Origin of the sequence: Streptomyces sp. NPDC006655 (assembly GCF_040703965.1) — a bacterium.
Taxonomy (GTDB): Bacteria; Actinomycetota; Actinomycetes; order Streptomycetales; family Streptomycetaceae; genus Streptomyces.
Map to the genome: position 1 here is coordinate 1 of NZ_JBEYJU010000087.1, position 24,860 is coordinate 24,860.

At 69.1% G+C, this 24,860-nt stretch carries 14 protein-coding genes and 3 pseudogenes; 6 read left to right on the plus strand and 11 right to left on the minus strand.

Annotation, left to right across the window (positions count from 1 at the left end; translation table 11 throughout):
* The 3 genes and pseudogenes from AB0958_RS34710 to AB0958_RS34720 all read right to left on the minus strand — a co-directional run.
* Nucleotides 1-7,070: beta-ketoacyl synthase N-terminal-like domain-containing protein (locus tag AB0958_RS34710; protein ID WP_366894450.1), on the minus strand; the 7,070-nt coding region annotated here is incomplete at its 3' end.
* A gap of 297 nt (nucleotides 7,071-7,367) precedes the next feature.
* Nucleotides 7,368-8,040: pseudogene (locus AB0958_RS34715) on the minus strand (crotonyl-CoA carboxylase/reductase); the annotation flags it as partial.
* A 227-nt stretch (nucleotides 8,041-8,267) separates the two neighbouring features.
* A complete protein-coding gene (locus AB0958_RS34720) occupies nucleotides 8,268-8,900 on the minus strand; it encodes an NAD(P)H-dependent oxidoreductase (protein ID WP_366894451.1) in 633 nt (210 codons plus the stop codon).
* Between the two features lie 366 nt (nucleotides 8,901-9,266).
* Between AB0958_RS34720 and AB0958_RS34725 the strand changes: the two genes are divergently transcribed.
* Together AB0958_RS34725 and AB0958_RS34730 are read left to right on the plus strand one after the other, a co-directional pair.
* Complete coding sequence (locus AB0958_RS34725) at nucleotides 9,267-10,175, plus strand: metallophosphoesterase (protein WP_366894452.1); 909 nt, start codon at nucleotides 9,267-9,269, stop codon at nucleotides 10,173-10,175.
* A 158-nt stretch (nucleotides 10,176-10,333) separates the two neighbouring features.
* Nucleotides 10,334-10,780: pseudogene (locus AB0958_RS34730) on the plus strand (TetR/AcrR family transcriptional regulator).
* A gap of 77 nt (nucleotides 10,781-10,857) precedes the next feature.
* Here the strand turns inward: AB0958_RS34730 and AB0958_RS34735 are convergent.
* Together AB0958_RS34735 and AB0958_RS34740 are read right to left on the minus strand one after the other, a co-directional pair.
* Nucleotides 10,858-11,964 (minus strand): LuxR C-terminal-related transcriptional regulator, encoded by a 1,107-nt coding sequence (locus tag AB0958_RS34735; RefSeq protein ID WP_366894453.1) that lies wholly within the window; start codon nucleotides 11,962-11,964, stop codon nucleotides 10,858-10,860.
* Between the two features lie 332 nt (nucleotides 11,965-12,296).
* Nucleotides 12,297-12,464: pseudogene (locus AB0958_RS34740) on the minus strand (IS5/IS1182 family transposase); the annotation flags it as partial.
* Between the two features lie 1,048 nt (nucleotides 12,465-13,512).
* On the opposite strand from AB0958_RS34740, the gene AB0958_RS34745 reads away from it, so the two are divergent.
* Nucleotides 13,513-14,763, plus strand: a complete 1,251-nt coding sequence (locus AB0958_RS34745; protein ID WP_366894454.1) for a 3-deoxy-7-phosphoheptulonate synthase — start codon at nucleotides 13,513-13,515, stop codon at nucleotides 14,761-14,763.
* A 910-nt stretch (nucleotides 14,764-15,673) separates the two neighbouring features.
* Here AB0958_RS34745 and AB0958_RS34750 read toward each other — a convergent pair.
* The 6 genes from AB0958_RS34750 to AB0958_RS34775 are packed head-to-tail and all read right to left on the minus strand — an operon-like array spanning nucleotide 15,674 to nucleotide 21,654.
* Complete coding sequence (locus AB0958_RS34750; protein ID WP_366894455.1) at nucleotides 15,674-16,792, minus strand: 2Fe-2S iron-sulfur cluster-binding protein; 1,119 nt, start codon at nucleotides 16,790-16,792, stop codon at nucleotides 15,674-15,676.
* Nucleotides 16,793-16,815: 23 nt separating this feature from the next.
* Nucleotides 16,816-17,316 (minus strand): 1,2-phenylacetyl-CoA epoxidase subunit PaaD, encoded by a 501-nt coding sequence (gene paaD, locus AB0958_RS34755; RefSeq protein WP_366894473.1) that lies wholly within the window; start codon nucleotides 17,314-17,316, stop codon nucleotides 16,816-16,818.
* Nucleotides 17,310-18,122 carry a 1,2-phenylacetyl-CoA epoxidase subunit PaaC gene (gene paaC / locus AB0958_RS34760; RefSeq protein ID WP_366894456.1) on the minus strand — a complete coding sequence of 271 codons (813 nt, stop codon included), beginning with the start codon at nucleotides 18,120-18,122 and terminating at the stop codon, nucleotides 17,310-17,312. Before paaC ends, paaD begins: the two co-directional genes overlap by 7 nt.
* Nucleotides 18,112-18,414, minus strand: a complete 303-nt coding sequence (gene paaB / locus AB0958_RS34765; RefSeq protein ID WP_366894457.1) for a 1,2-phenylacetyl-CoA epoxidase subunit PaaB — start codon at nucleotides 18,412-18,414, stop codon at nucleotides 18,112-18,114. Before paaB ends, paaC begins: the two co-directional genes overlap by 11 nt.
* Entirely contained in the window at nucleotides 18,411-19,472 is a 1,062-nt protein-coding gene (paaA, locus tag AB0958_RS34770; protein ID WP_366894458.1) for a 1,2-phenylacetyl-CoA epoxidase subunit PaaA, read from the minus strand. Before paaA ends, paaB begins: the two co-directional genes overlap by 4 nt.
* On the minus strand, nucleotides 19,462-21,654 hold the full coding sequence (locus AB0958_RS34775; RefSeq protein WP_366894459.1) for an MMPL family transporter: 2,193 nt from the start codon (nucleotides 21,652-21,654) through the stop codon (nucleotides 19,462-19,464). Before AB0958_RS34775 ends, paaA begins: the two co-directional genes overlap by 11 nt.
* A 411-nt stretch (nucleotides 21,655-22,065) precedes the next feature.
* Here AB0958_RS34775 and AB0958_RS34780 point away from each other — a divergent pair, with 411 nt between their 5' ends.
* From AB0958_RS34780 to AB0958_RS34790, 3 genes are read left to right on the plus strand one after another with little or no spacing between them, the layout of a single operon-like run.
* On the plus strand, nucleotides 22,066-23,130 hold the full coding sequence (locus tag AB0958_RS34780) for a hypothetical protein (RefSeq protein WP_366894460.1): 1,065 nt from the start codon (nucleotides 22,066-22,068) through the stop codon (nucleotides 23,128-23,130).
* Nucleotides 23,127-23,375, plus strand: a complete 249-nt coding sequence (locus tag AB0958_RS34785) for an acyl carrier protein (protein ID WP_366894461.1) — start codon at nucleotides 23,127-23,129, stop codon at nucleotides 23,373-23,375. The genes AB0958_RS34780 and AB0958_RS34785 overlap by 4 nt, the downstream gene beginning before the upstream one ends.
* Entirely contained in the window at nucleotides 23,375-24,859 is a 1,485-nt protein-coding gene (locus AB0958_RS34790; RefSeq protein ID WP_366894462.1) for an AMP-binding protein, read from the plus strand. The genes AB0958_RS34785 and AB0958_RS34790 overlap by 1 nt, the downstream gene beginning before the upstream one ends.
* The last annotated feature ends 1 nt before the right edge of the window (nucleotide 24,860 follow it).

A 24,860-nucleotide genomic window follows, 5' to 3' on the forward strand; every position in this document is an offset into this window, starting at 1 on the left:
CCTTCGGCAAGCGGGGCCCGCTTCAGCCGGGGGACGAAGGCCACGCCACCGCGCACACGGACTCGGGGCTCGCCTGCGGCCACCGCGAGCCGCACAGCCTTCACCATCGTCGAGTACGGGGAGGTCTCCGCGCTGCCCCAGTGCTCGGCGTGGTCGCTCTCGACAAGAACGATACGGTCGGGGTGCTCCGACTGTGCCGAACGCAGCAGGCCCGACACGGCGGCTGCGGTGAGATCGTCCTCCGCGTCAGCAACGACCACAACGAGGCGGGTGTGCGCCAGGGCCGGCGCCGCCAGCCATGCCTGGACAACGGCCAACGCGGCGGCCACGGCCTCACGCGGACCGGCGGGCGCATGCCCGGCCTCATACACCACAAGGCCCGCTGCCCCTGGACCGTCCACCGCAAGGACAGCAACGTCTTCGGCATCGACGACGACCGCCGTATGACCGGCGTCCTCACTCACCTCACCCGGGGAAACGGGAAGCTCGACCCAATCGACCAGGAACAGGCCGCCGGCGGCCGACACGTCCGCGATCTCTGCCTCTTCGGGCGAAAACGGCTCGGCGACCACGGCATCAGCGGTCAGCACCGGCACTGCGGTGGCGTCCACCAGCTCAAAGCGGGTCACCCCCGTGGCACCACGGGCTGCGCGTACCCGTACCGCTGCCGCGCCGGAAGCCAGCAAGGACACCCCGCTCCACCGCGTCGCGATCATGCCTTCGGGCAGGGCCGTGCAGACCGCCGCGTCGAGCAGCGCCGGATGCAGGCCGTAGCGGTCGGCATCACCGACCGCCTCATCCAGGGCCACATCAACTCCAGGAGCGTCCTTCGGCCACGCGCCACCAGAAGGGGACGGGGCCACCGGGCCGGGCACCAACGTGCCGTGCGCGTGGCGTGTCCACACCGCCTCCCAGCCGGCGTTGTCCCGACGCGAGTACACCTCCACCGGCCGCCGCCCCCGCTCATCGGCCTCCCCGACGGTCATCTGCACGACCTGGCCGCCGCGCAGCGGCAACAGCACGGGCCGGTCCACGGTCAACTCCTCGACCACCGCACAGCCCACCTCGTCACCGAACCGGATGGCCAGCTCGACCAGCACCGCGCTCGGCACGACGACGACTTCACCCACCGTGTGACCACCCAGCCAGGGGTGCGCGTCAACCGACCACCGCGAAGTGGTCATGAAACCACCGGAATCCGGCCGGCCGACGATCGCCCCGATCAACGGATGATCAACACCCGCCTGACCCAACGCGACCGCATCAACCACAGGAGCGGAACGCAGCCAGTAATGCTGACGATCGAAGGCATACGTCGGAAGCTCGACCTGGGTGGCGGCAGCACTGGCCGGGAGGACACCCGCCCAGTCGACGGGGACGCCCCGGACGAACAGCTCGGCCATCGAGACCAGCAACCGGCCCAGGCCGCCCTCCTCACGGCGCAGCGAACCACCGACCACCGCCTCCGTGCCGGCCTGGTCGACGATCTCACTGACCGGCTGCACCAGAACCGGGTGAGCGCTCGACTCCACGAAGACGGTGTGACCACCGGCCAGAAGATCGGCGATCGCGGGACCGAAACGGACCTGGCTCCGCAGGTTCCGGTACCAGTACCCGCCCCCCAGGACACCCGCCTCCCGCACCCACTCCCCCGTCACCGTCGAGTAGAAAGGAATCAACGGGGCTTGGGCCCGGATGTCGGCGAACGCCTCACCCAAGGTCTCCTCGATCGCCTCCACATGCCGGGTGTGGGAGGCGTAATCCACCGCCACCCGACGCACGCGGACGCCCTCCGCGGCAAGAACCTCCAGCGCTTCGTCGAGGGCTCCGGCGTCACCAGCGATCACCACGGACGTGGGACTGTTGACCGCCGCCACCTCGACACGGCCCGACCACCGCTCGATACGCCCGGCCACCTCAGCCTCGGACAGCGCCACCGACGCCATACCGCCACGGCCCGCCAGACTTGCGGCGATGACCTGACTGCGTACCGCCACGATGCGAGCGGCGTCCTCCAGAGACAGCGCGCCCGCCACACACGCGGCCGCGATCTCACCCTGCGAATGCCCGACCACCGCATCCGGCACCACACCCACCGACGCCCACACCGCAGCCAGACCCACCATCACCGCAAAACTCGCAGGCTGCACCACATCCACCCGCTCCAACAGCCCAGCCGGAGCATCCCCCCGCAGCACATCCACCAACGACCAGTCGACCCACCGCTCCAACGCCGCCGCACACTCAGCGACCCGCTCCGCGAACACCGGCGAAGAGTCAAGGAGTTCACGCCCCATCCCCACCCACTGCGAACCCTGCCCCGGGAACACCAGAACCGTCCGCCCCGCACCCACGGCCGACGACAATCCACCAGCGACCACACCAGGACGAGACTCACCCCGCGCCAGCGCCTCCAGACCCGCCACAGCCTCACCCCGCGAGCCGACCACCACCACCGCACGCTCGGACAACACCGCCCGCTGACCAACCAACGCCGCAGCCACATCCGGCAACGACACCTCACTCGACCCCACAAACGACGCCAACCGCCCCGCCTGGCCTGCCAGGGATACCCCCGAGGCCGCGGACACCACCAACGGCACCACTCCATCGACGACGTCCACCGTCAGCTCAGACTTGACGGGCTCCGTCTCCGGTGCCTGCTCCAGGATCAGGTGCGCGTTCGTGCCGCTGAGACCGAAGGACGACACACCAGCACGGCGGGGCCGACCGGTGTCGGGCCACTCCCGGGGCTCGGTCAGCACGTGGACGGCGCCCGCCGACCAGTCCACCTGCGACGATGGAGCATTGAAATGCAGCGTCGCCGGCATCACGCCGTGGCGCATCGCCTCCACCATCTTGATCACACCAGCCACCCCCGCCGCCGCCTGCGTGTGACCGATGTTCGACTTCAGGGAACCCAGCCACAACGGGCGCCCGGGTTGCCGGTTACGACCGTACGTCGCCAGCAGGGCCTGCGCCTCGATGGGATCGCCGAGCACCGTGCCCGTGCCGTGCCCTTCCACTACGTCGACCTCGGCCGTCGAGAGACCAGCCGACGCCAACGCCTTACGGATCACCCGCTGCTGCGAAAGACCATTCGGCGCCGTCAGACCATTCGACGCGCCGTCCTGATTGACCGCGCTGCCGCGGATCACCGCGAGCACCCGATGCCCGTGCCGCCGCGCCTCCGACAACCGTTCCAGAACCACCACCCCGACACCCTCGGCCCACCCGGTGCCGTCAGCGGCATCCGCGTACGACTTGCACCGGCCGTCCGAGGACAGTGCACGTTGCCGCGAGAACTCCACGAACGTGGAGGGGTCCGCCATCACCGTCGCGCCGCCTGCCAGCGCCATGGAGCACTCACCCTGGCGCAGCGACTGGACCGCCAGATGCATGGCCACGAGGGAGGATGAGCAGGCCGTGTCCACGGTGATCGCGGGGCCCTCGAAACCGAACACATACGACACGCGCCCGGATGCCACGCTCGACGCCGTGCCCGTCTCGCCGAAGCCCTCGAGTTCCGCCGGAGCCGCACCCGACAGCCCGTACCCTTGTCCCATCAGGCCTGAAAAGACCCCGACGTCACGACCTTTCAGCGTCCATGGGTCGATCCCGGCCCGCTCCAGCGCCTCCCACGAGGTCTCCAGCAGCAGCCGTTGCTGCGGATCCATGGCAAGTGCCTCACGCGGTGAGATCCCGAAGAACCCGGCGTCGAACAGGCCCGCCTCGTGCAGGAAGCCGCCCTGATCGACATACGACGTGCCGGTCTTCTCCGGGTCAGCATCGAACAGGCCGTCCAGATCCCAGCCTCGGTCCTCCGGGAAGCCGGACACACCGTCCCGGCCCTCGCTGACCAGCCGCCACAGGTCCTGGGGGCTCGCCACACCGCCTGGAAGGCGGCACGCCATACCCACGATTGCAATCGGCTCCGCGGGGTCGGCGGCCCCGGTCCGGTCCTTGTCAGCCGTCGCCTCCCCGGCCGTGTCGTGCAGACCCAGGACCCTGGCCCGCAGGTGTGCGGCAAGGGCCTCGGGAGTCGGGTGGTCGAAGGTCACGGTCGTGGGCAGACGCAGCCCGGTCCGTTCGGTCAGCCGGTTGCGCAGCTCGACGACGGCGAGGGAGCCGAGGCCGAGGTCGCGGAAGGACCGGTCCACCGGGGTTGGTTCGGTGCTCGTGTGGGTGTGGACGGCGGCGGTCTCCTTGCGGATCATCTCGCCGAGCAGGGCGAGCTGGGCCCGCTCGTCCAGATCGGCCAGGCGCGCGCGTAGGGCGGCGGTGATCGTCTCGTCGGCCTGGGCGGTGGCGCGGGGCTCCTGTTCCGTCAGAGTGTCGAGTAGCGTCTGCACTCGGTCGCCGGGGTGGATGGTGCTCGGCCAAAGCGCCAGCAGGGCAGGGGATCCGGTCTCGATCAGCGCGTCGAAGGCGGCGGGGCCCTCGTCCGGCCGGCCGAGGGCCAGCAGCGAGCCGGGCAATCCGTGCAGTCGGCGGTTGCGGACCACGGCTTCGGTGAGGGCGGTGGTGACCACCGTCGAGGCGAGGCCGTCGGACTGCGCGCCCAGCAGTGCGGCAGCGTCGGTCACCACGACGAACGCGGTGAGATCGTCGTCGGCGGTGAACTCATGCAGCGTTCGGGCGAGTTCGGGATCATCAGCGGTGTGGACGACTGCGGTCACTGGACCGGTCCTGGTCAGCGCCTCATACAACTCCAGCGAATCCGAGCCGTCGGCCACGACGCGGACGATGTCCGCCCCCTCCGGCAGTGGCTCGTCCTGGCTCCACTTGTCGTAGGTATTCGTTGTCTGGACGAGCACGAGGTGTCGTGTTCCGTACTCGGTGACCAGGTGGCGGGCGAGGACCAAGCCAGTCTCCGTGTCGGCACCCGTGACGACCACGACGCCGTCCATCCCCGGCGTGGCAAGATCCGGCCTGTCGGCGACGGGGAGGCGCACGAGCCTGGGCCGCATCAGTTCCCCGTCCCGTACGGCGAGCTGGGGCAGGCCCGAGGAGACGGCACCGATCAGCGCCGCGGCGTACTCGGACTCCGGCGTGCAGGCTTCGACGTCGACGATTGTCAGCGGCGCCGCGCCGTCACCCCCGTCGGCCTGTGCGGCCCGTGCGGCTGCCCAGAGGGCAACTTCGGAGCCGTCTGGCGTCGCGTCCCCGTCGGTGACGCCCATCGCGCCCCGGGTAAGGACGACGAGCCGGGACCCGGTCTCCTTGCCTCCTCCAGCGCAGGTCCGCGTCAACGTGTCCGCGTCTGCCTCTGTGAGGATCGCCACGTCGGTGACCGTGTCAGGGGTGGTGCGTGACGTTGAAAGGTCAGCGTACTGCCGTACGTCGGCGACGCCGGCCTTCCGAAGAGCGGCGACCAGGCGGTCGGTGACGGCGGTCCGACCCACCACTGCCCAGCGCAGCTCTTCCGGCGCGTCAGGGGAGACTGCCACCCTGCTCCAGTCCCTCAGCATGAGTCCCTCGTGGTGACCGTCGGCGGCGTATCGCAGCCGGGCCGGCAAGTCAGCGAGAAGGCGCCGGACGACCTTCCCCGAGGCGGTCCTGGGGATGGTCCGGGCCTCGTATATGCGCTCGGGGATCTTGTACTGCGAGAGTTGGGTGCGGCAGTGGTCGATCAGCCGGGCGAGGTCGACGCCGGCCGGACCAGGGACCACCCAGGCGACGGGGACCTCGCCGAGGGTGTCGTGAGGCATGCCGGCGACTGCGACGTCGGCCACGCCCTCGGCCACGCGCAAGGTGGCCTCGATCTCGTCGGGGTGGATGTTCTCACCGCCGCGGATGATGACATCCTTGAGACGGCCGCAGATGGTGAAGTAGCCGGCTTCGTCGCGCCGGGCCAGGTCGCCGGTGTGGAACCAGCCGTTCTGTAGGGCCTCGGCGGTGGCCTGTGGGTTGTTGTGGTAGCCCACCATGACGTTCGGCCCGCTGACCCAGACCTCGCCCTCGTGCCCGGCGGGCACGTCCTGCCCGGTGCGGGGGTCGACGATCCGGACTCCGACACCGGGCACGGGAAGGCCACAGGAGCCCTCGACCACGTGGCCGTCGGGCGGGTTGATGGTGATGGCCCCGCAGGTTTCGGTGCTGCCGTAGGCGTCGACGAGGGGGATGCCGAAGGTCTCCTCGAAGGAGCGGCGCAGTCCAGGGCCGGTGACGGCACCGCCGACGAGGCCGACCCTGAGATCGGGCAGCGAGAGGCCGGTGCGGCGGGCGCTGCCGACCAGGTGGTGGTAGGTGGTGGGAACGCCGGCCAGGAAGGTGGACCGGTCCTCGCGCAGGGCAGTCAGAATGTCGTCGGCCGAACTGCCGTCCATGATCCGGGCGGTGGCGCCGGAGACAGTGACGGACAGGACGCAGGCAATGTGAGACAGGCTGTGGAAGAGAGGCAGTGGCCACAGCACGCGGTCATGCTCGGAGAGTCCGGGCACGGGAATGTAGCAGGAGGCAACGGAGTAGAGGCAGTTGCGCTGGGTGGAAAGGACGCCCTTGGGGCGGCCGGTGGTACCCGAGGTGTAGAACATCCAGGCCACCTCGTCGAGGCCGAGGTCGTCCGGAGCATCGTTGACGGGCTCGGTGGCGGCGAGTTCCTCGAACGCCACGGTGCCCGGGGGCAGCATGTGCCCGGCACGGGCGCCGGGGGCGCCGGGGGCGCCGGCCACGACGACGGAAACCCCGCGGGCTGCGCGGGGAATTGACTGAAGGAAAGTTTCTGCGTGTGCAGTGCCGGTGAGGGCGAACGCCGCTGCGCTGTCGGCCAGGAGGTATTTGATTTCCGCCGGGGCGGCCTGTGGGTTGATCGGTACGCCGATGCCGCCGGCCCGTACCACGGCGAGGTAGCTCTCCACCATCGCCACCGAGTTGCCGAGACACAGAGCCACCCGGTCGCCGCGCCGGACACCGAGGTCGACCAGGTGACCGGCCAGTCTCCTCGTCCGTGCGTCGAGTTCCCTGTAGGTGACCGCGTACCGGTCGTCCTCGAAAGCTGTCTTGTCCGGGAACCGGCCCGCGTTCTCACTGAGGATGACCGGTAGCGGGGTGATCAGGTCGGGAAGCACCTTGACTCGAACTCCTAGCCGGCTATCGGGGATGGCCAAATGCTGTTCGGCAAGCACGTGTGTCTGTAGGGGTGAGTCAGCTCGACCGTGTGATGGTCGGCTTCCGAGCTTGCGATGTCTTGGACCGGCTGACGCAGCCTGCGCGGGGCCGAAAGACTCCCGATGGTCCGCGAAGGTCGAGGACTGACCTGCATGACACTAGACAGGACGGCCTTCGCGGGGCATCCCCTGCTCTGGTAGGTCCCGGTCGAAGGTGTGAGAGCGTGGTGGTGACCCGTGCTGCAACTCACCTGGGTGCTCGTCCTTCCAGAACCGGGTAGTCCTCGGCGCTGCGATCGATGACCGCTTCGGCTTCCACGGAGCGGCGGGCTGCCTTCTGCGGCGAGGAGACCACACACATCGGGTTCGCTCCCCCGGCGGGCGCCAGCTGGGGGCGTATGAGCCGAGTCCGCCGCTCGCTCGCGCCCCAGATCAGTACTTTGTCGCCCTGCTTCAGCTGCGCGCCGTTGCCAGCTCAGCGAGGCCGCCGAGGTTGGCCTCGAGGCCCCCGATGCGCTGCTCTGGATGGAGCATGGTGTCGTCGTGCCCGTCGGAGCTCTCCAGCTCGACGGAGAGGCAGTGCGCCGGCGACCCGGTCCCCGGGGGGTGCCACCGGTGCACGCCAGGGCCGGTGCGCAGCACCACCCGCCAGGTCCGAGCCCAGTACGTGGTGCGGCAGGTCGTGGCGCCCGGCTGCTCACTGAGGCATCCGTAGCGCTCGAGGAAGCCGAAGGTCGGCACGGGCTCGAAGATCGAGGGCCACACGGTGTTGCAGTCGATCGCGCTCGCCATCACGGCGATCAAAGGCCCGCCCGGACTCGGCTGCGGTGTCGCGACCTCCTGCACCCTCCTCCTGCACCCGCAGGGACCTACGGAGATCCTTCGCCTTCGAGTCCATGCCCTCGGACATCGCGGTGTCCTCCCGGCGCACCACTTCTTGTGGTTGCGTCATCGGCCTGCGCCGGTCGGATGCAGCAGGGCGCCGGCCGCCAGGCCACCGGGGCGGGACCTCCGCTGCACGGTCGGCGAGGAAGAAGCGGCCGCCCCGGAAGACCTGTGTCCTCGGTCGGCCGGCGATGCACTTCCGCCCGCCCGCGGTCTCCAGCGGGTTGCGGCAAGCAGGTGTGGACTCCTAAGAGATCTGCGGGCATGCAGGCATCAGGCCGCGAGCTTCTTGAGCGTCTCCTGGGCAGTTGCCAGGGACTTCTCCCCCAGCGGCTTGAGCTCCGCCATGGCCGGCACGCTCGCGGCCAGGGTCAACTCGGCATGCACGAAAGTGAGGTTGTCCGCGAGACCGATCGCCTTCAGGATGTGCCGCATGTACGGCTCCTGGTAGTCCTGGCCCTCGCGCGGGGTCCCCGGAGCGTAGGAGCCGCCGCGCGCGGTCACCACGATGACCGCCTTGCCGCTGAGCGGACCGGAATCGGCCCCCGGGAGAATCGCGTGGGCCGGGCTGACCAGCAGGTCGATCCAGGCTTTGACGCTTGACGGGATCGTGTAGTTGTACATCGGTACGCCGAGCACGATCGTGTCGGCGTCGTGCACCTCGGACACCACCGTGTCGACGAGCGCCTTCTCCTCGTCCGTCTGGCCGTGATCGCGGCTGGGGTCCAGGACGTACTCGCGTACGGGATGGGTGAGATGGGGGATGGGCTGGGCGGCCAGGTCGCGGTGGACGTAGCCGGCGTCAGGGTGGTTTTGCCGCCACTGAGTCGCGAAATACGAGGTCAGCTGACGCGACGTGGAACCCTCATGGCGGATGCTCGCATCGATGTGAAGAAGAGAAGACACAAAGACCCCTGAAATTTGCTGGGCAGTTCGTCAAGACCGCAGTTGGTCCGCGAAACCGAGAGCTGACCTGCATGACTCTAGACAGTGCGGTCTTCGCGAGGCATCCCCTGGTCTGGTAGCTCCTGACCGAAGGCATGAGACCCATGAAGATGGCATGTAGGTTTGGCATCATGCGTAGCTCAACAGGCCTTCCCCAGCACCGAGCTTGGTCTGGGCCGGCCGCTGTGCTGATGGGCCCCTGGACCACGGCTGGCTCGGGCAGCGCATTCCGCGGGAAGTGATCTGTCAGGTACAGATCAGGGTCGCGTGTCCTGCGGTGGGTCAACGTGTTTCGTGGCGCCATTCGACTGTCCAGAAGGGGTGAAGGTGGAGTCGACGAACGGCCGTGGACGCCTGCTCGCCATCAGCGACCTACATGTCGGCTACGCCGAGAACCGCGCCCTTTTGGAGAAGATCCAGCCCACGTCGGAGGAGGACTGGCTGCTGGTCGCCGGTGACGTCGCCGAAACCGTCGCCGACATCCGCTGGACCCTTGAACTACTGGCCGGCCGCTTCCGCAAGGTGATCTGGGCACCCGGCAACCACGAGCTGTGGACCCACCAGAGCGACACGATCACCCTGCGCGGCGTGGAACGGTACGAGCACCTTGTCGCCATGTGCCGGGACATGGGTGTGACCACACCCGAGGACCCCTACCCCGTGTGGGCCGGCCCGGACGGACCGGCAGCCATCGCACCGCTCTTCCTGCTCTACGACTACTCGTTCCTCCCCGACGGCTGCACGACCAAGGAGGAGGGACTCGCGTACGCGCACGACACCGGGGTCGTGTGCTCCGACGAGTACCTGCTACACCCCGATCCCTATCCCAGCCGTGAGGCGTGGTGCCGGGCCCGGGTGGCTGCGACCCAACGCCGGCTGGAGGAGATCCCCGGCGATCTCCCCGTGGTGCTGGTGAACCACTATCCGCTGGACCGGCATCCGACGCGAGTCCTGCGCTACCCGGAGTTCGCCATGTGGTGCGGCACCCGCCTGACCGCCGACTGGCACCGCCGTTTCCGGGTCGCATGCATGGTCTACGGTCATCTGCACATTCCGCGGACCACCCACCACGAAGGCGTCCGCTTCGAAGAGGTGTCGCTGGGCTACCCCCGAGAATGGGGCTCGCGCGCACAGCCGCCCGGAAGGCTGCGTCAAATCCTTCCGAGGGAGGACCAAGAACGCGTTCGAGGAGTTGCTCCCGGGGTCGGTCGCGGTCGTGGGGACGCTGGGCACTGACGCCCTGTGCGCCGCGCTGGCCCGACGGGCTGATCGGCAGCATCACGCACAGCGCGGGCCGCTGGGCCGCACACCGGGACCTGCTCTCGACGGCCGTCGTCGTACACCACTTCTGAAGTATCCACGGCGATGCGAGGAGTACGAGGACGGGCGTCACCGTGGACGGCACCAAGCAGCAGCGTCGCGGCACACCCTCCAGCGCATCCAGGACGTCGCGCTCGAACCCTTCGCCGAGCAGGACTACGGGAAGACGTCCCTCAGAGGATCGCCGAGCGGCTCGACGTCACCAAGACGGCGTTCTACGACAACTTCAGGACCAAGCAAGAGATCATCGTCAGCCTCTTCGAGGATGTGACGCAGCCGGTCCGGGACCTGATCGAGTGGGGCAGGGACCAGCCGACACCCCCGATACCAAGCAGGAGTTCGTACGGCGCTACAGCGTGGCCTTGGCCGGCACGGCACCGCGCTGAGGTCCGCTGCGTCAGCGCCAGGTCACCCTACACGCGGGGATGTTCGTGATGCAGGACGTGGAAGGCAACTCTCGGGAGCGACCACCGCATGCTCGGACGGCCGGAGTGTGCAGCGTCGGCCACCCTCACGGGTGACGATCAGCACGTCACCCTGAGCTGAACAGTTGAGAGCCAGACACCTCTCTCGACGGCACGGGAGCCCTGTCCGTTGCCTACGCGGTTCCGCCGTCCCCCGTCCGGAGGCCACCCTGCAAACCCCCAATGTTGGTCCACTCCCTGGCCAATTCCACGCGTGAGGAGATCTGCAGCTTGCAGAATATTTTCTTCAGATGGTAGGCCACAGTATGTGGCGATATGAAAAGGTGTTTAGCCGTCTGGGTGTTGGTCATTCCTTGTGCTACCAGTTTAGCCACCTTGGCTTCTGTTTCCGTGAGATTCGCGATCGCCGATGGTGGGGTTGCGCGCCAACGGGATTGGTGGTGCCTGACACCGAGACCCCACAGTCTCTTCTTGATGCGCAAGGCATCGAGCGGGGCCCCCGCCTTGATATAGGCGTCAGCGCTCTGCTCCAATACTCTTATGGCCTGGTCCTGTTGCGACCGCTCACGGGCCAAGAACTTTCCGATGTCTTCTATAGTCGAAGCTCGCGCCCAGGGGTGGACCTGCGTCTTCGCAGCGAGCCGGAGATCGACCAAATTTCGCTCGAATAGACTTTGCGCGTGCAGGGCTGATGCGGCCAGCGCATGGTGCTGCGGGTTCATTTCAGCCAGTTTCTGAGCCAGCTTCACTGCTTTGTGCGCCGTTGGCTTCTGGTCGAATTTCAGCGCCAGCCGCACGATCCAGGGGGCGGCAGCCGACTGTGACAGGAGTACGTTCCTGCTGACCGTGCCGAAGTCAACGAGTTCCTCGATGACTGGTGCGACACCCTCGGCCCCCCTTTGGGCTTCGCGTATCCGCACGTTCACCCATGCACACTGTCCCGCCAGCAGGGTGAGACGCCCCATGAATGCGTCGTCGGTTATCCTCTGCATGTGCGACGAAGCCGTATTCACTTCTGCACGCCGCAAAGCGATCAATGCCAGGATGAGGTGACTCGCGATTCGGATTTCAGAGTCACCCTCGGCTTGGGCAAGCACCTGGTCACTCAGGGCCGCTGCCGCGTCCAGGTCTCCCGCCATGAAAGCCAGGTGCGACCGAGCCAGCGAGAGGCCGGCCGAGGAGACCACCGGGCCGAAGAGACTGCTATTCGGATTCTCTGGATGGTAGAGAAGTTTCGTTACGCGTTTGAATTCTCCTCTCCTTGTCAGCAGGAAAGCCAACCACATTACAGTACGCAGGTCACAGTCGCATGAAGAGTCAGGAGCCGTCTTGGCAGCAGATTCTTCAGCAAGACACAGACTGCGATCGGACCAGCCATTCAGCCAGAGAGCTATCGACTGTCGGATGAGTTGACATTTTGCGCATGTTCCAGCATTGGGAAATATGCGCGCAGAATCTGCCAGAAATGACCTTGCCGGCATTTAAAATCCTTCCCCCGTCCCCTCAGCGATCAGGCTTTCAGGTTCGATTTAAACTTTCAAGTGCCTTTCCTGGCCGTCATGGCTTGATGTGATCGCTCTCGACAACGACGGTAAATATTAACCGAGCCGTTTCAAACCTGCCGCTCCAGGGTAAGGGGCGCGGCGATTGACGGCATTCGATTCGAATTGCACCGGGGCCTGCGGGAGATCCGCCACGCCTTCAGTCGCGTGACGCCGCTGTCGACCGGCACCCGCGCTGTGGCCAGATCTCGGTTGACGGTTTGCTGAATTGGCCTGAGCTTGTCGTTTAACCCGCGGCTGTCGAACGAGTACTACAGCATAAGATCTTGATGTGGTGATCGGTTCTGCTCGGGTCGTCGCCAGGGGCGGAGGCAGGCCGGCGCCGGGACGGCCAGCCGGGTCAGCGGAAGGTGCTCCTTCCCGCCGTCTTCTGCGCTTTTCCCGTCTCTGCCGGTCCGGGGCGGTGGATGGCCGGGTGGGGGCGGACCTGGTACTGGCCGAGCCCGGTGATCTGCTTGGCAAGCTCGTTGTCCCCGTGGTACCGGGCCCAGAGATCGCTCTACCGAAGGTCCCGTTGCTGAGGCATTCGGCAACCCGGCGCCCCGACGCGTCGGCCCAAGATTTGTACGCCCCGGGTCACCTGGGGGAATCAACGCAGGTCGCGACCGTGCGCCTCCTCGCCAACCGTCCCCCTGGCCGTTGCGAACCGGCTTCCTTTCTCGCGGCCGGTTTCCGGCGCGGGGGACGCGGGCGCGAACTGCTGCGGCAGCTGATCGGCCTGTCCAAGACGGCCCGCAGTTTCGGCTCGCTCTTGGGCAGCGGCTTGCCGAGGACCGGTGGCCGGACCCCTCATCAGCGGCTCCGACGGCGCCTCTTGGCCCGGTGACGCCACCCCAGGTCATCAGTTCGCCAGGAGGGCACGGTCATGCCGGGCTCGCAGACCAGCGGCCCGCTTGCAGGACCGCGAAGAAAGACAATGAGGGAGATTTCGCTCCCGGATGGAGTGCAGCAGCCCTCCACGGTCTCTGTTTCCCGTGGAGAACCTGCACGGCTGCCCGGCCAGAGGGGGAGCAACGGCATGAGGCTGACTCAGTTGCCGGCGCGTAACCGGCAGTGCTTCGGCGAAGCACTGCCGGCTCTCCTTCGACGACGTCGGCTACCGACCACCGGTCGGTCAAGGGCACCGCGCTCGCCTGGTCGGCGGTGGCCGCGCCACCGGCCGTCCCTGGTCGCCTGCTGTCCGCCGTACATCGAACCCGACATCACCTGACCTCGAGCCGTCCGTCCGCCGTCGTTCCTGGAAACCCTGCTGGAGGCACTTCCGCCATGCACGCCGCCCCAAGGCTCGCACCGAGGCGTCAGCCGATCTGGACGCCGGCAGACTGGCGTCACCACCCGGTCGCACAGATGCCCGACTGGCCGGATCCGCAGCTGTTACGCCGGGTCCGCGCGCGGCTTGCCGCCTCCGCCCCCCTCGTGTCGCCGCACGAGGTCCTCGGCCTGCGGCGGCTGCTGTCCCGAGCCGCCCATGCGCAGGCCTTCGTCATCCAGCTCGGGGACTGTGCCGAAACGTTCGACACGCCCACTACCGCCGCAACGACCGCCCGCGTGAACCTGCTGCACACCGCGGCCCGTACTGTCGAGCGGGCGCTGCATCGCCCGGCAGTCCCCGTCGGCCGCATCGCCGGTCAGTACGCCAAGCCGCGGTCCTCGCCCACCGAGAAGGTCGGCGATCTCGTCCTGCCGTCCTTCCGCGGACACCTGGTCAACGACCCGGCGCCCGAGCCCGCCGCCCGCGTCCCCGACGCCACACGCCTGCTGCGGGGGTACCGCCACGCCGACGACGTCCTCGGCCTGCTGCGCGAGCTGGCCGACTCCGGGATGCCGATGCCGGGCATGCCGGCCGGCAGCGTGCCCGCTGTGTGGACGAGCCACGAGGCCCTGGTGCTCGACTACGAGGAACCGCTGGTCCGCCGCGCCTGCGCCACCGGGGCCTGGTATCTGACCTCCACCCACCTGCCGTGGATCGGCGCGCGGACTGCGGACCCGGACGGCGCCCATGTGCGCTTCCTGTCCGGCGTGGCCAACCCGATCGGTCTGAAGGTCGACCCGTCCACCACCCCGGAGCAACTGGTCACGCTGTGCGCTCGGCTCGACCCGGGACACCGGCCCGGCCGTCTCGTCCTGATCTCCCGCATGGGCGCGGGGCGGGTGCGCGAGCTCCTTCCCCCGCTGGTGGCGGCGGTGGCGCGGGGCGGGCATCCGGTGGTCTGGGTGTGCGACCCGGTGCACGGCAACACGTTCACCAGCGGCACGGGGCACAAGACCCGGCACACCGACACCGTTGTTGAGGAGATCCGCGGGTTCTTCGCCGCGGTCCGTGAGGCCCGCGGCTGGCCGGGTGGCATCCACCTGGAGGCCACCCCCGCCGATGTGACCGAGTGCCTCGGCGGCTCTCCCGGCGTGGCCGAGGACGATCTGCCGCTGCGCTACGAGACCGCGTGCGACCCGCGGCTCAACGGCACGCAGACCGCCCAGGTCATGGAGGTGGTGGCCGAGCTCTGCCGGGCGGCCTGAGCGGTATGCCCACAGACACAGGCGCGTGACCTGCGCCGGGGCCCGGACCGATGCCGGCCCACATGGCGCCGCAAGACCGCAGGCTGCGCGCAGGAGGGTTCGCCGCAGGGGACAGCCCGTCCGACGTGATGGGCTCCTCGCCCCGACGGCCGTCTGACCGGAAAACCCAGCGGTCAGACGGGGATGGCGCCGGCCCCTCGACCGTGGCGGTCGGGGGGGCTCGTGTGGGGCCGTGGGGTCGTGGGATGTCAGGCGGCTGCCGGGGTGGGTGACATCGTGACCGAGGGCCTTGACCTGGCGGACGAGGTCGCGGCTCTTGCGGCCCGGGGCGAGGTTGCCGCTGTGGAAGTCGGGGCCGAGGTGTCGGTAATGGGCGGTCAGGTCGTTCATGGGGTGCCAGCCGGACACCAGGATGGAGCGGGCGACGGCGAACAGGGCTTTCATACGGCCGCGGCGTTGGACGATCCTGCGGCAGCGGGCGCCGAGGAAGGTGTCGGTCCGTGCGGCGGAGATTGCTCCTGCGCGATCTCCTCGACGCCAGCGTCGTCGGTGTCCGCCAGGCGCACCTCCCTGGTATCGATCCGTACGGGCCGACGCCTGCCCAGGGGGCCGTAGGGGAAGCGAAAATCTGACCGGCGTGCTCGATGGCAACAGTGCGTGGCCCCTCTGCGGCTCCGGCACCGGACTGACCCACGGCCTCAACGTCCCAACGAGCTGCCGACGTCGGCGGGCAGGCGCCGCACCCATGTTTTCACGCCGTCCAGGCGCACCCGAAGGGAACAGGGGACTGACCTGATGGCCTGTCTGACTTGACGTCCGTCTGACCTGAAGGCCGTCTGACCTGAAGGCCGTCTGACCTGATGGCCCCTCTGCCCCGATGGCCCGCAAACCATCGGGCCGGACGGGCGCTTCAGACGTCGAAGTCGAGTTCGATCTCGTCCGAGACGGCCCGGGCGCGGCAGGCCAGCGTGTATCCCTGGTCGAGTTCCTCCCGGCCGAGGGCGTACTGCCGGTCCATCCGTACGCTGCCGCTCACGACCTTGGCGCGGCAGGTGCCGCACAGGCCGTCCCGGCAGGAGTACGGCGTCTCGGGCCGGGCGCGCAGCACGGCGTCCAGGACCATGCTGTCCGCGGGCTCCACGGTGAGCACGGTGGCCCGGCCGCCGAGCCGGGCGGTGATACGCGCCTGGGCGGACGGACCTGCGCCCTCGGCGGCCCGCGTTGCGGGGCCGCCCTCGGCGGTGAAGAGTTCGACGCGGATACGGGAGGCGTCGGCTCCCCACTTCGTCAGGGCGTCACGGGCCGAGTCGACCAGGCCCCAAGGCCCGCACAGGTAGAAGTGGCTGCTGCCGTCGGGCTCGGCGCCGAGGACGTCCAGCAGCTTCGGCAGCCGCTCGCCGTCGACGCGGCCCGACAGGAGCGTGGCCCCTTGCGTCTCCCGGGAGAGGACGTGCAGGACGAAGAACCGGTTCACGTGGGCGTCCTTCAGATCGGCCAGTTCATCCCCGAGCAGCACCGACATCGAGGTCTGGTTGGCGTAGATCAGCGAGACCCGGCACGTGGGGTCCTCGCGCAGTGCCGCGGTGGCCATGCTCAGCAGCGGGGTGATGCCGCTGCCGCCCGCAACGAGAACGTGATGCGCGCCAGGGTGCTCGGCCAGTCGGAAGCCACCCGTCGGAGGACCGACGTCGAGGCTGTCGCCCGCCGTGAGCCGGGTCGTGGCGTACTCTCCGAAGCCGCCGTCCCCGAGGCGCTTGACCACGATGCGCAGGCCGGCGGCCCGGGTCGGCGGCGGAGGGGGGCAGACCGAGTAGCAGCGGCGGATCTCCTTCCCGTCGGGCCCGCCGAGAAGGTGGCGCACGGTGAGATGCTGACCCGCCCGGAAGGTGAACGTATCCGTCAGTTCCTCCGGCACGTCCAAGAGGACCGCGACGGCGTTATCGGTGAGCTTGTCCACCGCGGTGACCTGCAGCCGGTGGAATCCCGTCACAAGGCGTGGGGTCGACGCCGCTTCGTTACTGTCGTTCAACGGCCAGTCTCCATGCCATGTCGTCACGTCGCTCTCATGTGCGCGAAGGTCTCGTGGCACGCCGTGCAGACCAGGATCGACTGGCATCGGGTCGCGCCGAACGGGCTCTGCGGGCGGGTGGCCGCGGAGCCGCAGTTCGGGCAGGGCACGCCGATCCCGATCCGGACCGGCAGGGGCGCGCTTGTGGAGCCCGGAGGCGCGATCCCGTTGTCGGCCAGTTTTTGCCGGCCGTCGGCGCTGATCCAGTCGGTGGTCCACGCAGGCGCGAGCACCTGCCGTACCCGCCCGTCCGGATGGCCGCACTCGGCCAGTACGGCCCGGATCGAGGCCTGGATGGCTTCCATCGCCGGGCAGCCTGTGTACGTCGGGGTGATGGTGACCTCCAGGACGCGGTCGTCGGCGAGCGCCACGTCGCGGATCACTCCCAGGTCGCCCAGGGAGATCACCGGGAGTTCCGGGTCGGGGACAGCCTCCACCTGCTTCCTGACCCCCTCCACCGACCTGCGCGCACTGGTGGTCACCAGGTACCCCCCGGGTACTGGCGGTGCACCGCCTGGAGTTCGGCCACCAGCGGGGCGAACGCCTCCGTATGCAGCCCCTCCCGGCCGCCGACTGCCCGCCAGCGCGGGGTGGGAAGGCTCAGCCCCGCTTCCGTGAGGACGGCGGTCACCGACTCCTGCCACTCGGTGTGCAGCCGTGCCGGGTCGACCCCCGTGCCGTCGGCGTCCAGCCGTGCCACCATTTCGTCGCTGTCGAACAGTTCGGCCGTGTACGGCCAGACCTGGTCGAGTCCCGCCTGCATCCGGCGGTGGCTCTCCTCGGTGCCGCCGCCCAGGCGCACGACCCACTGTCCGGCGTGCAGGCAGTGGTAGGCCACTTCCTTGGCCGCCTTGGCGCCGAGCCCGGCCAGCACGGCGTCGGCCGACTCCTGCAGAGCGGTGTAGAGCAGCCGGCCGTAGTGGGCGAACGCCAGCTGCCGGGCGATGGTGGTGGCGAAGTCGCCGCCCGGGACCTCCACCAGCAGGGCGTTGCGGAACTGCCGTTCGGTCCTGGTATAGGCGAAGTCGTCCTCGCTGCGGCCGGTGCCGTCGAGCTCGCCCGCGTAGCCGAGGAGCGTACGGGCGTGCCCGAGCAGGTCCAGCGCGATGTTGGCTATCGCCAGGTCCTCCTCGATGGTCGGTGCCCTGGTCACCCACTCGCACAACCGCTGACTGAGGATCAGGGCGTCGTCCCCCAGGCGCAGCGCGTACGCGGCGACGTCCGAGGCAGCCACCTGCTGTCCGGCCGGTGCGCGCAGCGACGTGGCCGGTGCCGCCTGGTCAACGCTCATGGCTGCCCGCCCCGTTCAGGGCCACGTAGTGGTCCGGGTACCGGTACGGCTTGTCGGCGGCATTGCTGAACAGCGGGTCCTTCTCGTCCGGTGAGGAGGCGCGGATGTCCTCGGCCCGCACCACCCAGATGGACACCAGGTCCCCTCGGCGTGTGTAGAGGTCCCGGGCGTTGGTGAGCGCCATGTCGGCGTCGGCGCCGTGGACGGAACCCACGTGCTGGTGGGCGAGGCCACGGCGCGGCCGGACGAACACCTCCCACGGTGCCTGGGACCTCGCTACCCCACGGTTCATGAAGTCTGCCTCCTGGTCCTGTCTTCTTCCGGTTCGTGGCGGGCGGCCTCGCGGCGGCGGTCCTGGCGCACGGTGTACGCCTCCAGGGCCTCCCGCACCCACGCGCCGTTCTCGTGTGCCGCCACCCGGTGCGCCAGCCGCTGCTTGGCGCACTGCGAGTCGTCGGCGAGCTCGTCCCGGAACTGCTGCCAGTCGATGGGGCTGAAGTCGTAGTGACCGCGCTCCTCGTTCCAGCGGATCGCCGGGTCGGGCAGGGTCAGGCCGCATTCCTCGGCCTGCGGCACGACGTTGTCGACGAAGCGCTGACGCAGTTCGTCGTTGGTGTGCCGCTTGATGCCCCAGGCGATCGCACGTCGGCTGACCTGCGCGCCCATGGCCGCGGCACGGGAGTCCTGAGCGCCGCCGGCCACGGTGTCCGGCGGGCCGAACATCAGCGCCACCGCGGGCAGCCACCAGCGGTCGACGGCGTCCTGAGCCATCTGCTTCTGCTCGGGGGTGCCGCGGCACAGCGACCAGAGCACGTCGTAGCCCTGCCGGACGTGGAACGCCTCCTCCTGGCAGACGCGCTGCATGGCGCGCGCGTACGGCCCGTACGAGGTGCGGCACAGCGGCACCTGGTTGACGACGGCGGCACCGTCCGTCAGCCAGGCGATCGCGCCGGTGTCGGCCCAGGTCAGGGCCGGGTGGTTGAAGGTTGCCGCGTACCGCTGTCGCCCGGTGTGCAGGGCGTCGAGCAGCTCGGCGCGGGTGACGCCGAGCGTCTCGGCCGCCGAGTAGAGATAGAGCCCGTGCCCGGCCTCGTCCTGCACCTTGGCCAGCAGACTGGCCTTGCGGTGCAGCGAAGGGGCCCGGGTGAGCCAGGCGCCCTCCGGCTGCATGCCGATGATCTCGGAGTGGGCGTGCTGGGCGATCTGCCGGATGAGCATCCGCCGGTATCCGGCGGGCATCCAGTCCCGGGGCTCGACCCGCTCGTCGGCGGCGAGGAGCGCCTCGAAGTGTCCCTCACGGCGCGCCTCGTCGTCCGGCGGCGCGGTGGCCGTGGCCGGCTCAGCGGTCACGGGCGGCTTCCCGTCCGGCACTGACGGAGACAGCCGGTCCACCTGCTGGGCCCTCCGTCTCAAACTCCTGGAGACTTCCCAGGAAACGCGCGTGGAAGCGGCGCAGCGGGCCGGGGGACCACCAGTTGGCCGAGCCGAAGAGCGCCATCAGCGAGGGTACGAGCAGGGCGCGCACCACGGTGGCGTCGATGATCACGGCGACGGCGGTGCCGAAACCGAGCTGCTTGATGAAGATCAGGCGGGACAGCGCCAGGGCACCGACGGGGATGCAGAACAGGACCGCCGCCAGCGTCGTGATGCGGCCGACCTTCTGCAGGCCGGTCGCGACGGCCTCGCGGTTGGCCATGCCCTTGTCCACGCCCTCCTTGATCCGGGACAACAGGAAGACGGTGTAGTCGGTCGACACGCCCAGCGTCAGCGCGAGCATGATGACCAGCATCGTCGGCTGGAGCGCGCCCTGGCTGCGGAAGTCGAGAAGGCCCTCCAGGTTGCCGTTCTGGAAGACGAGGACGAGGATCCCGAAGGTGGCGCTGAGGGTGAGCAGGTTGGTGATGACCGCCTTGGCCGGGAGGACCACCGACCCGGTCATGACGAAGAGGATGAGCAGCGTCGCCAGCGCCATCACGACGATCGCGAGCGGCAGGTGGTCGCCGAGGCTGTCCTGCATGGCTCGGAACAGCGCGGTGTTGCCGGTGGCGTCCGTCGGGAACGGCGCGGGGGTGTCCTTGATCGCCTTCAGGGTGTCCTGGGCGTCGAGGGAGAGGGGTGCCTGCTTCAGCGACACGTCGGTCTGCCACAGGCCGTGGCCGAGGTTGCGGGGCGGGGCGACCGCGGCGACACCGTCAATCTTCGCCAGACTGTCGGCGTACTCCGTGAGCTTCTGGCCGGCGCTGGCGGGTGCCTCCTGGATCAGGTTGACCGGGGACTGGAGCGAGCCGGGGAAGTCCCGGTCGAGCGAGTCGTAGACCTTGCCCGCGTGGGAGTCCTCGGGCATGGCGGCGGAGTCGATGCCGGTGAACTTGATGCCGAGGAAGGGCAGTCCGAGCAGAATCAGGGTGACGCCGGCGGCGACCGCGACGGTGGCGGGCCGCTTCATGACGCCGCGTGAGAAGCGGTACCAGCGGCCCTCGGTCTGCGCCTCCTCAAAGGTGCGCTGCCAGCGCTTGGGCGCCCACTTGTTGATACGCGGCCCCAGCACGGCCAGCAGAGCGGGCAGGCCCGCGAGTGCGAAGACCAGTGCGCCGAGCGCGGTGGCGATGCCGGCGATGCCCATGGTGTACAGGAAGCGCTGCGGGAAGACCAGCAGGGAGGCCAGCGCCACGGCCACCGTCATGCCGCTGAAGAACACCGTACGGCCGGCGGTGAACAGGGTGGTGCGCACCGCCTCCTGGGTGTCGGCGCCGCGGCTCAGCTCCTCCCGGAAGCGGGAGATGATCAGCAGGCTGAAGTCGATGGACAGGCCGATGCCCAGGGCGAAGACCAGGTTGAGAGCGAAAATCGACAGGTGCATGGCGGTCATCACCACGCCCATGGTGCCCAGCGCCAAGGCGATGGTGCAGATCGCGCCGCCCAGCGGGATCAGCGCGGCAATCACCCCGCGGAAGATGAAGAGCAGCAGGACCAGCAGGATGGGGAAGCCGATCGCCTCGGCCTTGCCCAGGTCCTCGCTGGAGATGGTGCTGCCTTCGACGTTGGAGGCGGTCGGGCCGCCCAGGGTGACGTTGTCGCGCAGCACCGGGTCCGCGTCGATCTGGTCCTGGAGCTCGGTGACCGCCTTCTTCACCGCGTCACCGGGAGCGAAACTGCCGACCGCGGCGACGAGATACGTCTTCTTGCCATCGGACGAGACCATCGCCGGGTTTTTTGCCGAGGCGTAGTCCCACACCGACTTGACCTCGGGGCGGTTCTTGAGCACGGCGACAGCGCGGCGCACCACGCCGGGCTGCTCGGCGGACTGCGGGTCGATGGGTGTGTCGGACCTCACCAGGACGACATAGCCCTGTTCGAGATCGGCGCCGGACGCCTTCTCGACCTTGTCCAGGACCTTGACCGCGGCCGAGGAGGAGTCGTCGTAGTCGTCCACACCCATCGTCATCTTGACGAGGGAGCCTCCTCCGACGCCCAGCCCCACGAGGATGAGGACGCCGACCGCCAGCAGCAGCCGCCCCGGCCTCCTCTCCATGAGGCCATTGAGCCACGTAAACACTTGACCACTCCTCTTATGTCTTCTCGAGTACGGCAGTACGCCCAGGAAAGTAGGAGTGCGCGTCGACGCGGATCAATCCCTCGCACTCTTTTGGCTAGATCACGCCAGGGCCGAACTGGCCTGCGCGGCCGCCCGGTTCACCGGCCGTTGTGAAGTCAGTTCGCAGGAATTTGCGAACACGGGGAGTGTGCGGGCGCCTTGGCACCTCTCAACTACCGGGTGGTTCAGCGCCGTGCACCGACAGTGCGCCGGCGGACCCGGCCGACGGACGCATCCGACAGACCTGCCCGAAGCCATCACCGCCAGACCATTCGCAGGATTCCGGGCCTGGCCCCACACCCCCGACTCCCGGGCCGACGACAGTGACGAGGAAGGAGCAACGATCCTGTGGTTCCACAGTTGGGCACCGCCACCGACGCGGGCACCCAAGACCCTGCCGCGGCCGACGCGGTAGTGCAGCCATGGCTGGACGCACTGCGCGGCCTGATCCCGATGCCGCAGAAGTACCGCCGGTTCGCCGTGGACCGCGCCAGTGCCCGAGCGCTGCTCGGCTGCCGCGCCGTCGTGCTCGACAGCCTCGTGGCGGCCGGCATCCCGCACACCGGCACCGGCGACGCGGTCCTGTTCGACTACTACGACCTGGCGAACATCGCGCTCTACTCCGGCGCCGTCACCAGCGTGCCGCTGGCCGGGCAGCGCATGATGATCCGGTACGCCTCGGCCGCCCCGGAGACCTGGACCCCGCCGCGCGGCTGGGACATCGAGTGGAAACTCAGCTGTCGGGACGCCCGCTGCCCCGGCGGGCAGTGGCGGGTCGTCCTGCCGACACCGGAGGTCTTCGGCGGGCGCATCGACGAACTGGACTGCGACCAGGAGTCGGTGACGGAGAACGGCGTGCTCACCGTGCAGAACAGCCCGGTGGTACGCCTGACTGGCCGGGTCTCCACCGCCGGCCGGCACACCCCGCTGAAGTCGGCGGTGGCCCGCAGGCTCTTCGACGACACCTTGGCCGAACTCCTCGACGGCCGTTACCGGTTCCAGTGGATGCACCCCCGCCTGCGCACCGACAGTGCCGTGGCCGAGGAGATCCGGATCATGGATTGCACCGTGTGCGCGCTCCGGGTGCAGCGACAGGCACTCGCCGAGGGCCTCACGGTCCGCACCCGGCGCGGGCGCTTCATGGGAGTGCTCGACGCCGAGCACTCATGGCTGGAAGTGCTGGACGAGGACGGCGTCTGGAAGCCGCTCGACCCGGTCATCGCCCTGCTCGCCCTCCGGCACAAGCGTGCGCGGGAAGACTTCGTCGACTTCTGCGCGGGCTCCGTACCCAGCCGTTTCCTGCCCTGGACGGTGGCCGCGGGCGAACCGCTCGCCGAGCACCGCTGCCCGGTCGGGAGCGGGGCCTGGGACAACACGTTCAGTGGCACAGCAGCGAAAGGCAACAACGCATGACTACGGTACGGCAGATGCTCGTCGAACTGACCGGTATGCCGGAGTTCACCGAGAGCATCGGAGACGACGTCGACCTCAGCGCCAGCGGCATCGACTCGGGTGACCTGGTGCGCCTGGTCCTGCTCATCGAGGAACGCACCGGGGTGGAGGTCACCGCCGAGGACATGGACGGCCTCTCCACCATCGCCGACTACGAACGTTTCGTCGCCCAGCGTCACACCGCGGCGCAGGCCGGTGGCGCCTGATGTGGTTGACCCAACTGCTCGAACGCAACCGGCAGTGCTTCCCCGGCCGTACGGCCCTGGTGGACGACCACCGCTCGGTCACCTGGGCCGCGCTTGACGACCGGACGGCCCGGATCGCGCAGGGGCTTGCCGGACTCGGCATCAGGCCCGGCGACCGCGTCGCGGTGATCTCCCTCGACCGGGTCGAGGTCCTGGAGACCTACTTCGCGCTGGCCCGCCTGGGCGCCGTGTTCGTCCCCCTCAACCACAGTCTGACGCCGGGTGAGGTGAGCGGTATCGCAGAGCGCACCGGCGCGACCGCGGTCATCGGTGAAGCCGCCCTGCTGGAGCGGCACCCGGACCTCCCGGTGACACTGCGGATCGCCTTCGAGAGCGAGAGGTTCACCGGCCTGGCCGACCCCGCCGCCACCTGCGATGCGGCGGCGCTGCCCGACGTGCCGGACGACGCGGTGGCGGCGATCCTCCACACGTCGGCCACCACCGGCCGGGCCAAGGGCGTCACGGTCGACCACGCATCGTTCCGGGCCATCGCGCTCGGCTGGCTCACCTCGGCGGCGCCCACCGCCGACATGGTCGTCGTGAACTGCTGCCCGCTGTACCACGGCAGCATGGTGGTCTCCCTGACCTACATGGCGGCGGGCGCCACCGTGGTGCTGATGCCGGGCTTCACGCCGCAAAAGGCGCTGTCCGCGATCGCGGAACACCGCGCCACGCACGTGTGGCTGGTGCCGCAGATGCTGCGCTTCATGCTCCAGGCCAAAACGCTGGAGAGCACCGACCTGTCGAGCCTGCAAGAAGTCCTGTACGGCGCCGCACCGATGCCCGTCGACCTGTACGCCGAGGCGGCCGAGCGGCTCGGCTGCGGCTTCCGCCAGGTGTACGGCATGACTGAGGTGGGCGGCCCGTACGTCACCCTCGGCCCGGCCGAACACCCCGACCCGCAGGGCGAACTGCCCGAGGTCATCCCCGCGGGCCGGGTGATCCCCGGCATGTCGGTACGCGTCCTGGACACCGATGACACCGTGCTGGGGCCGGACGCCATCGGCGAAGTCGTCGTCCGCGGCCCCGGCCTGATGCGCGGCTACTGGAACGACGAGGCCGCCACGGAGGAGGTCACCGTCGACGGCTGGATCCGCACCGGCGACCTCGGCCTCCTCGACGGCGACGGCCGCATACACCTCGTCGACCGGCGCAAGGACCTCATCATCCGGGCCGGGCAGAACGTCTACCCCGCGGAGATCGAGCGCGCGCTGCGCACCCACCCGGCGGTGCGCGACGCGGCGGTCGTCGGCATCCCGGACGCCGACTACGGGGAGGTTCCGCTCGCCTACGTCGTGGCCACCGAGGGGACACAGCCGGCCGAGCTCATGGGCCATCTGGCCCGGGAGCTCGCCCCGTACAAGCGCCCACGCCGCATCGAACTCATCGACCATGTGCCGCGCAACCCCGCCGGAAAGATCCTCAAGAAACTGCTGCGCGCCTGAC

Excerpts from the sequence above, each read along its gene's own strand:
- AB0958_RS34745 (WP_366894454.1), top strand. The coding sequence starts at position 13,513 with ATGCACGCCGCCCCAAGGCTCGCACCGAGGCGTCAGCCGATCTGGACG.
- paaC (WP_366894456.1), bottom strand. The coding sequence starts at position 18,122 with ATGAGCGTTGACCAGGCGGCACCGGCCACGTCGCTGCGCGCACCGGCC.
- paaB (WP_366894457.1), bottom strand. The coding sequence starts at position 18,414 with ATGAACCGTGGGGTAGCGAGGTCCCAGGCACCGTGGGAGGTGTTCGTC.
- AB0958_RS34775 (WP_366894459.1), bottom strand. The coding sequence starts at position 21,654 with ATGGAGAGGAGGCCGGGGCGGCTGCTGCTGGCGGTCGGCGTCCTCATC.
- AB0958_RS34785 (WP_366894461.1), top strand. The coding sequence starts at position 23,127 with ATGACTACGGTACGGCAGATGCTCGTCGAACTGACCGGTATGCCGGAG.
- AB0958_RS34790 (WP_366894462.1), top strand. The coding sequence starts at position 23,375 with ATGTGGTTGACCCAACTGCTCGAACGCAACCGGCAGTGCTTCCCCGGC.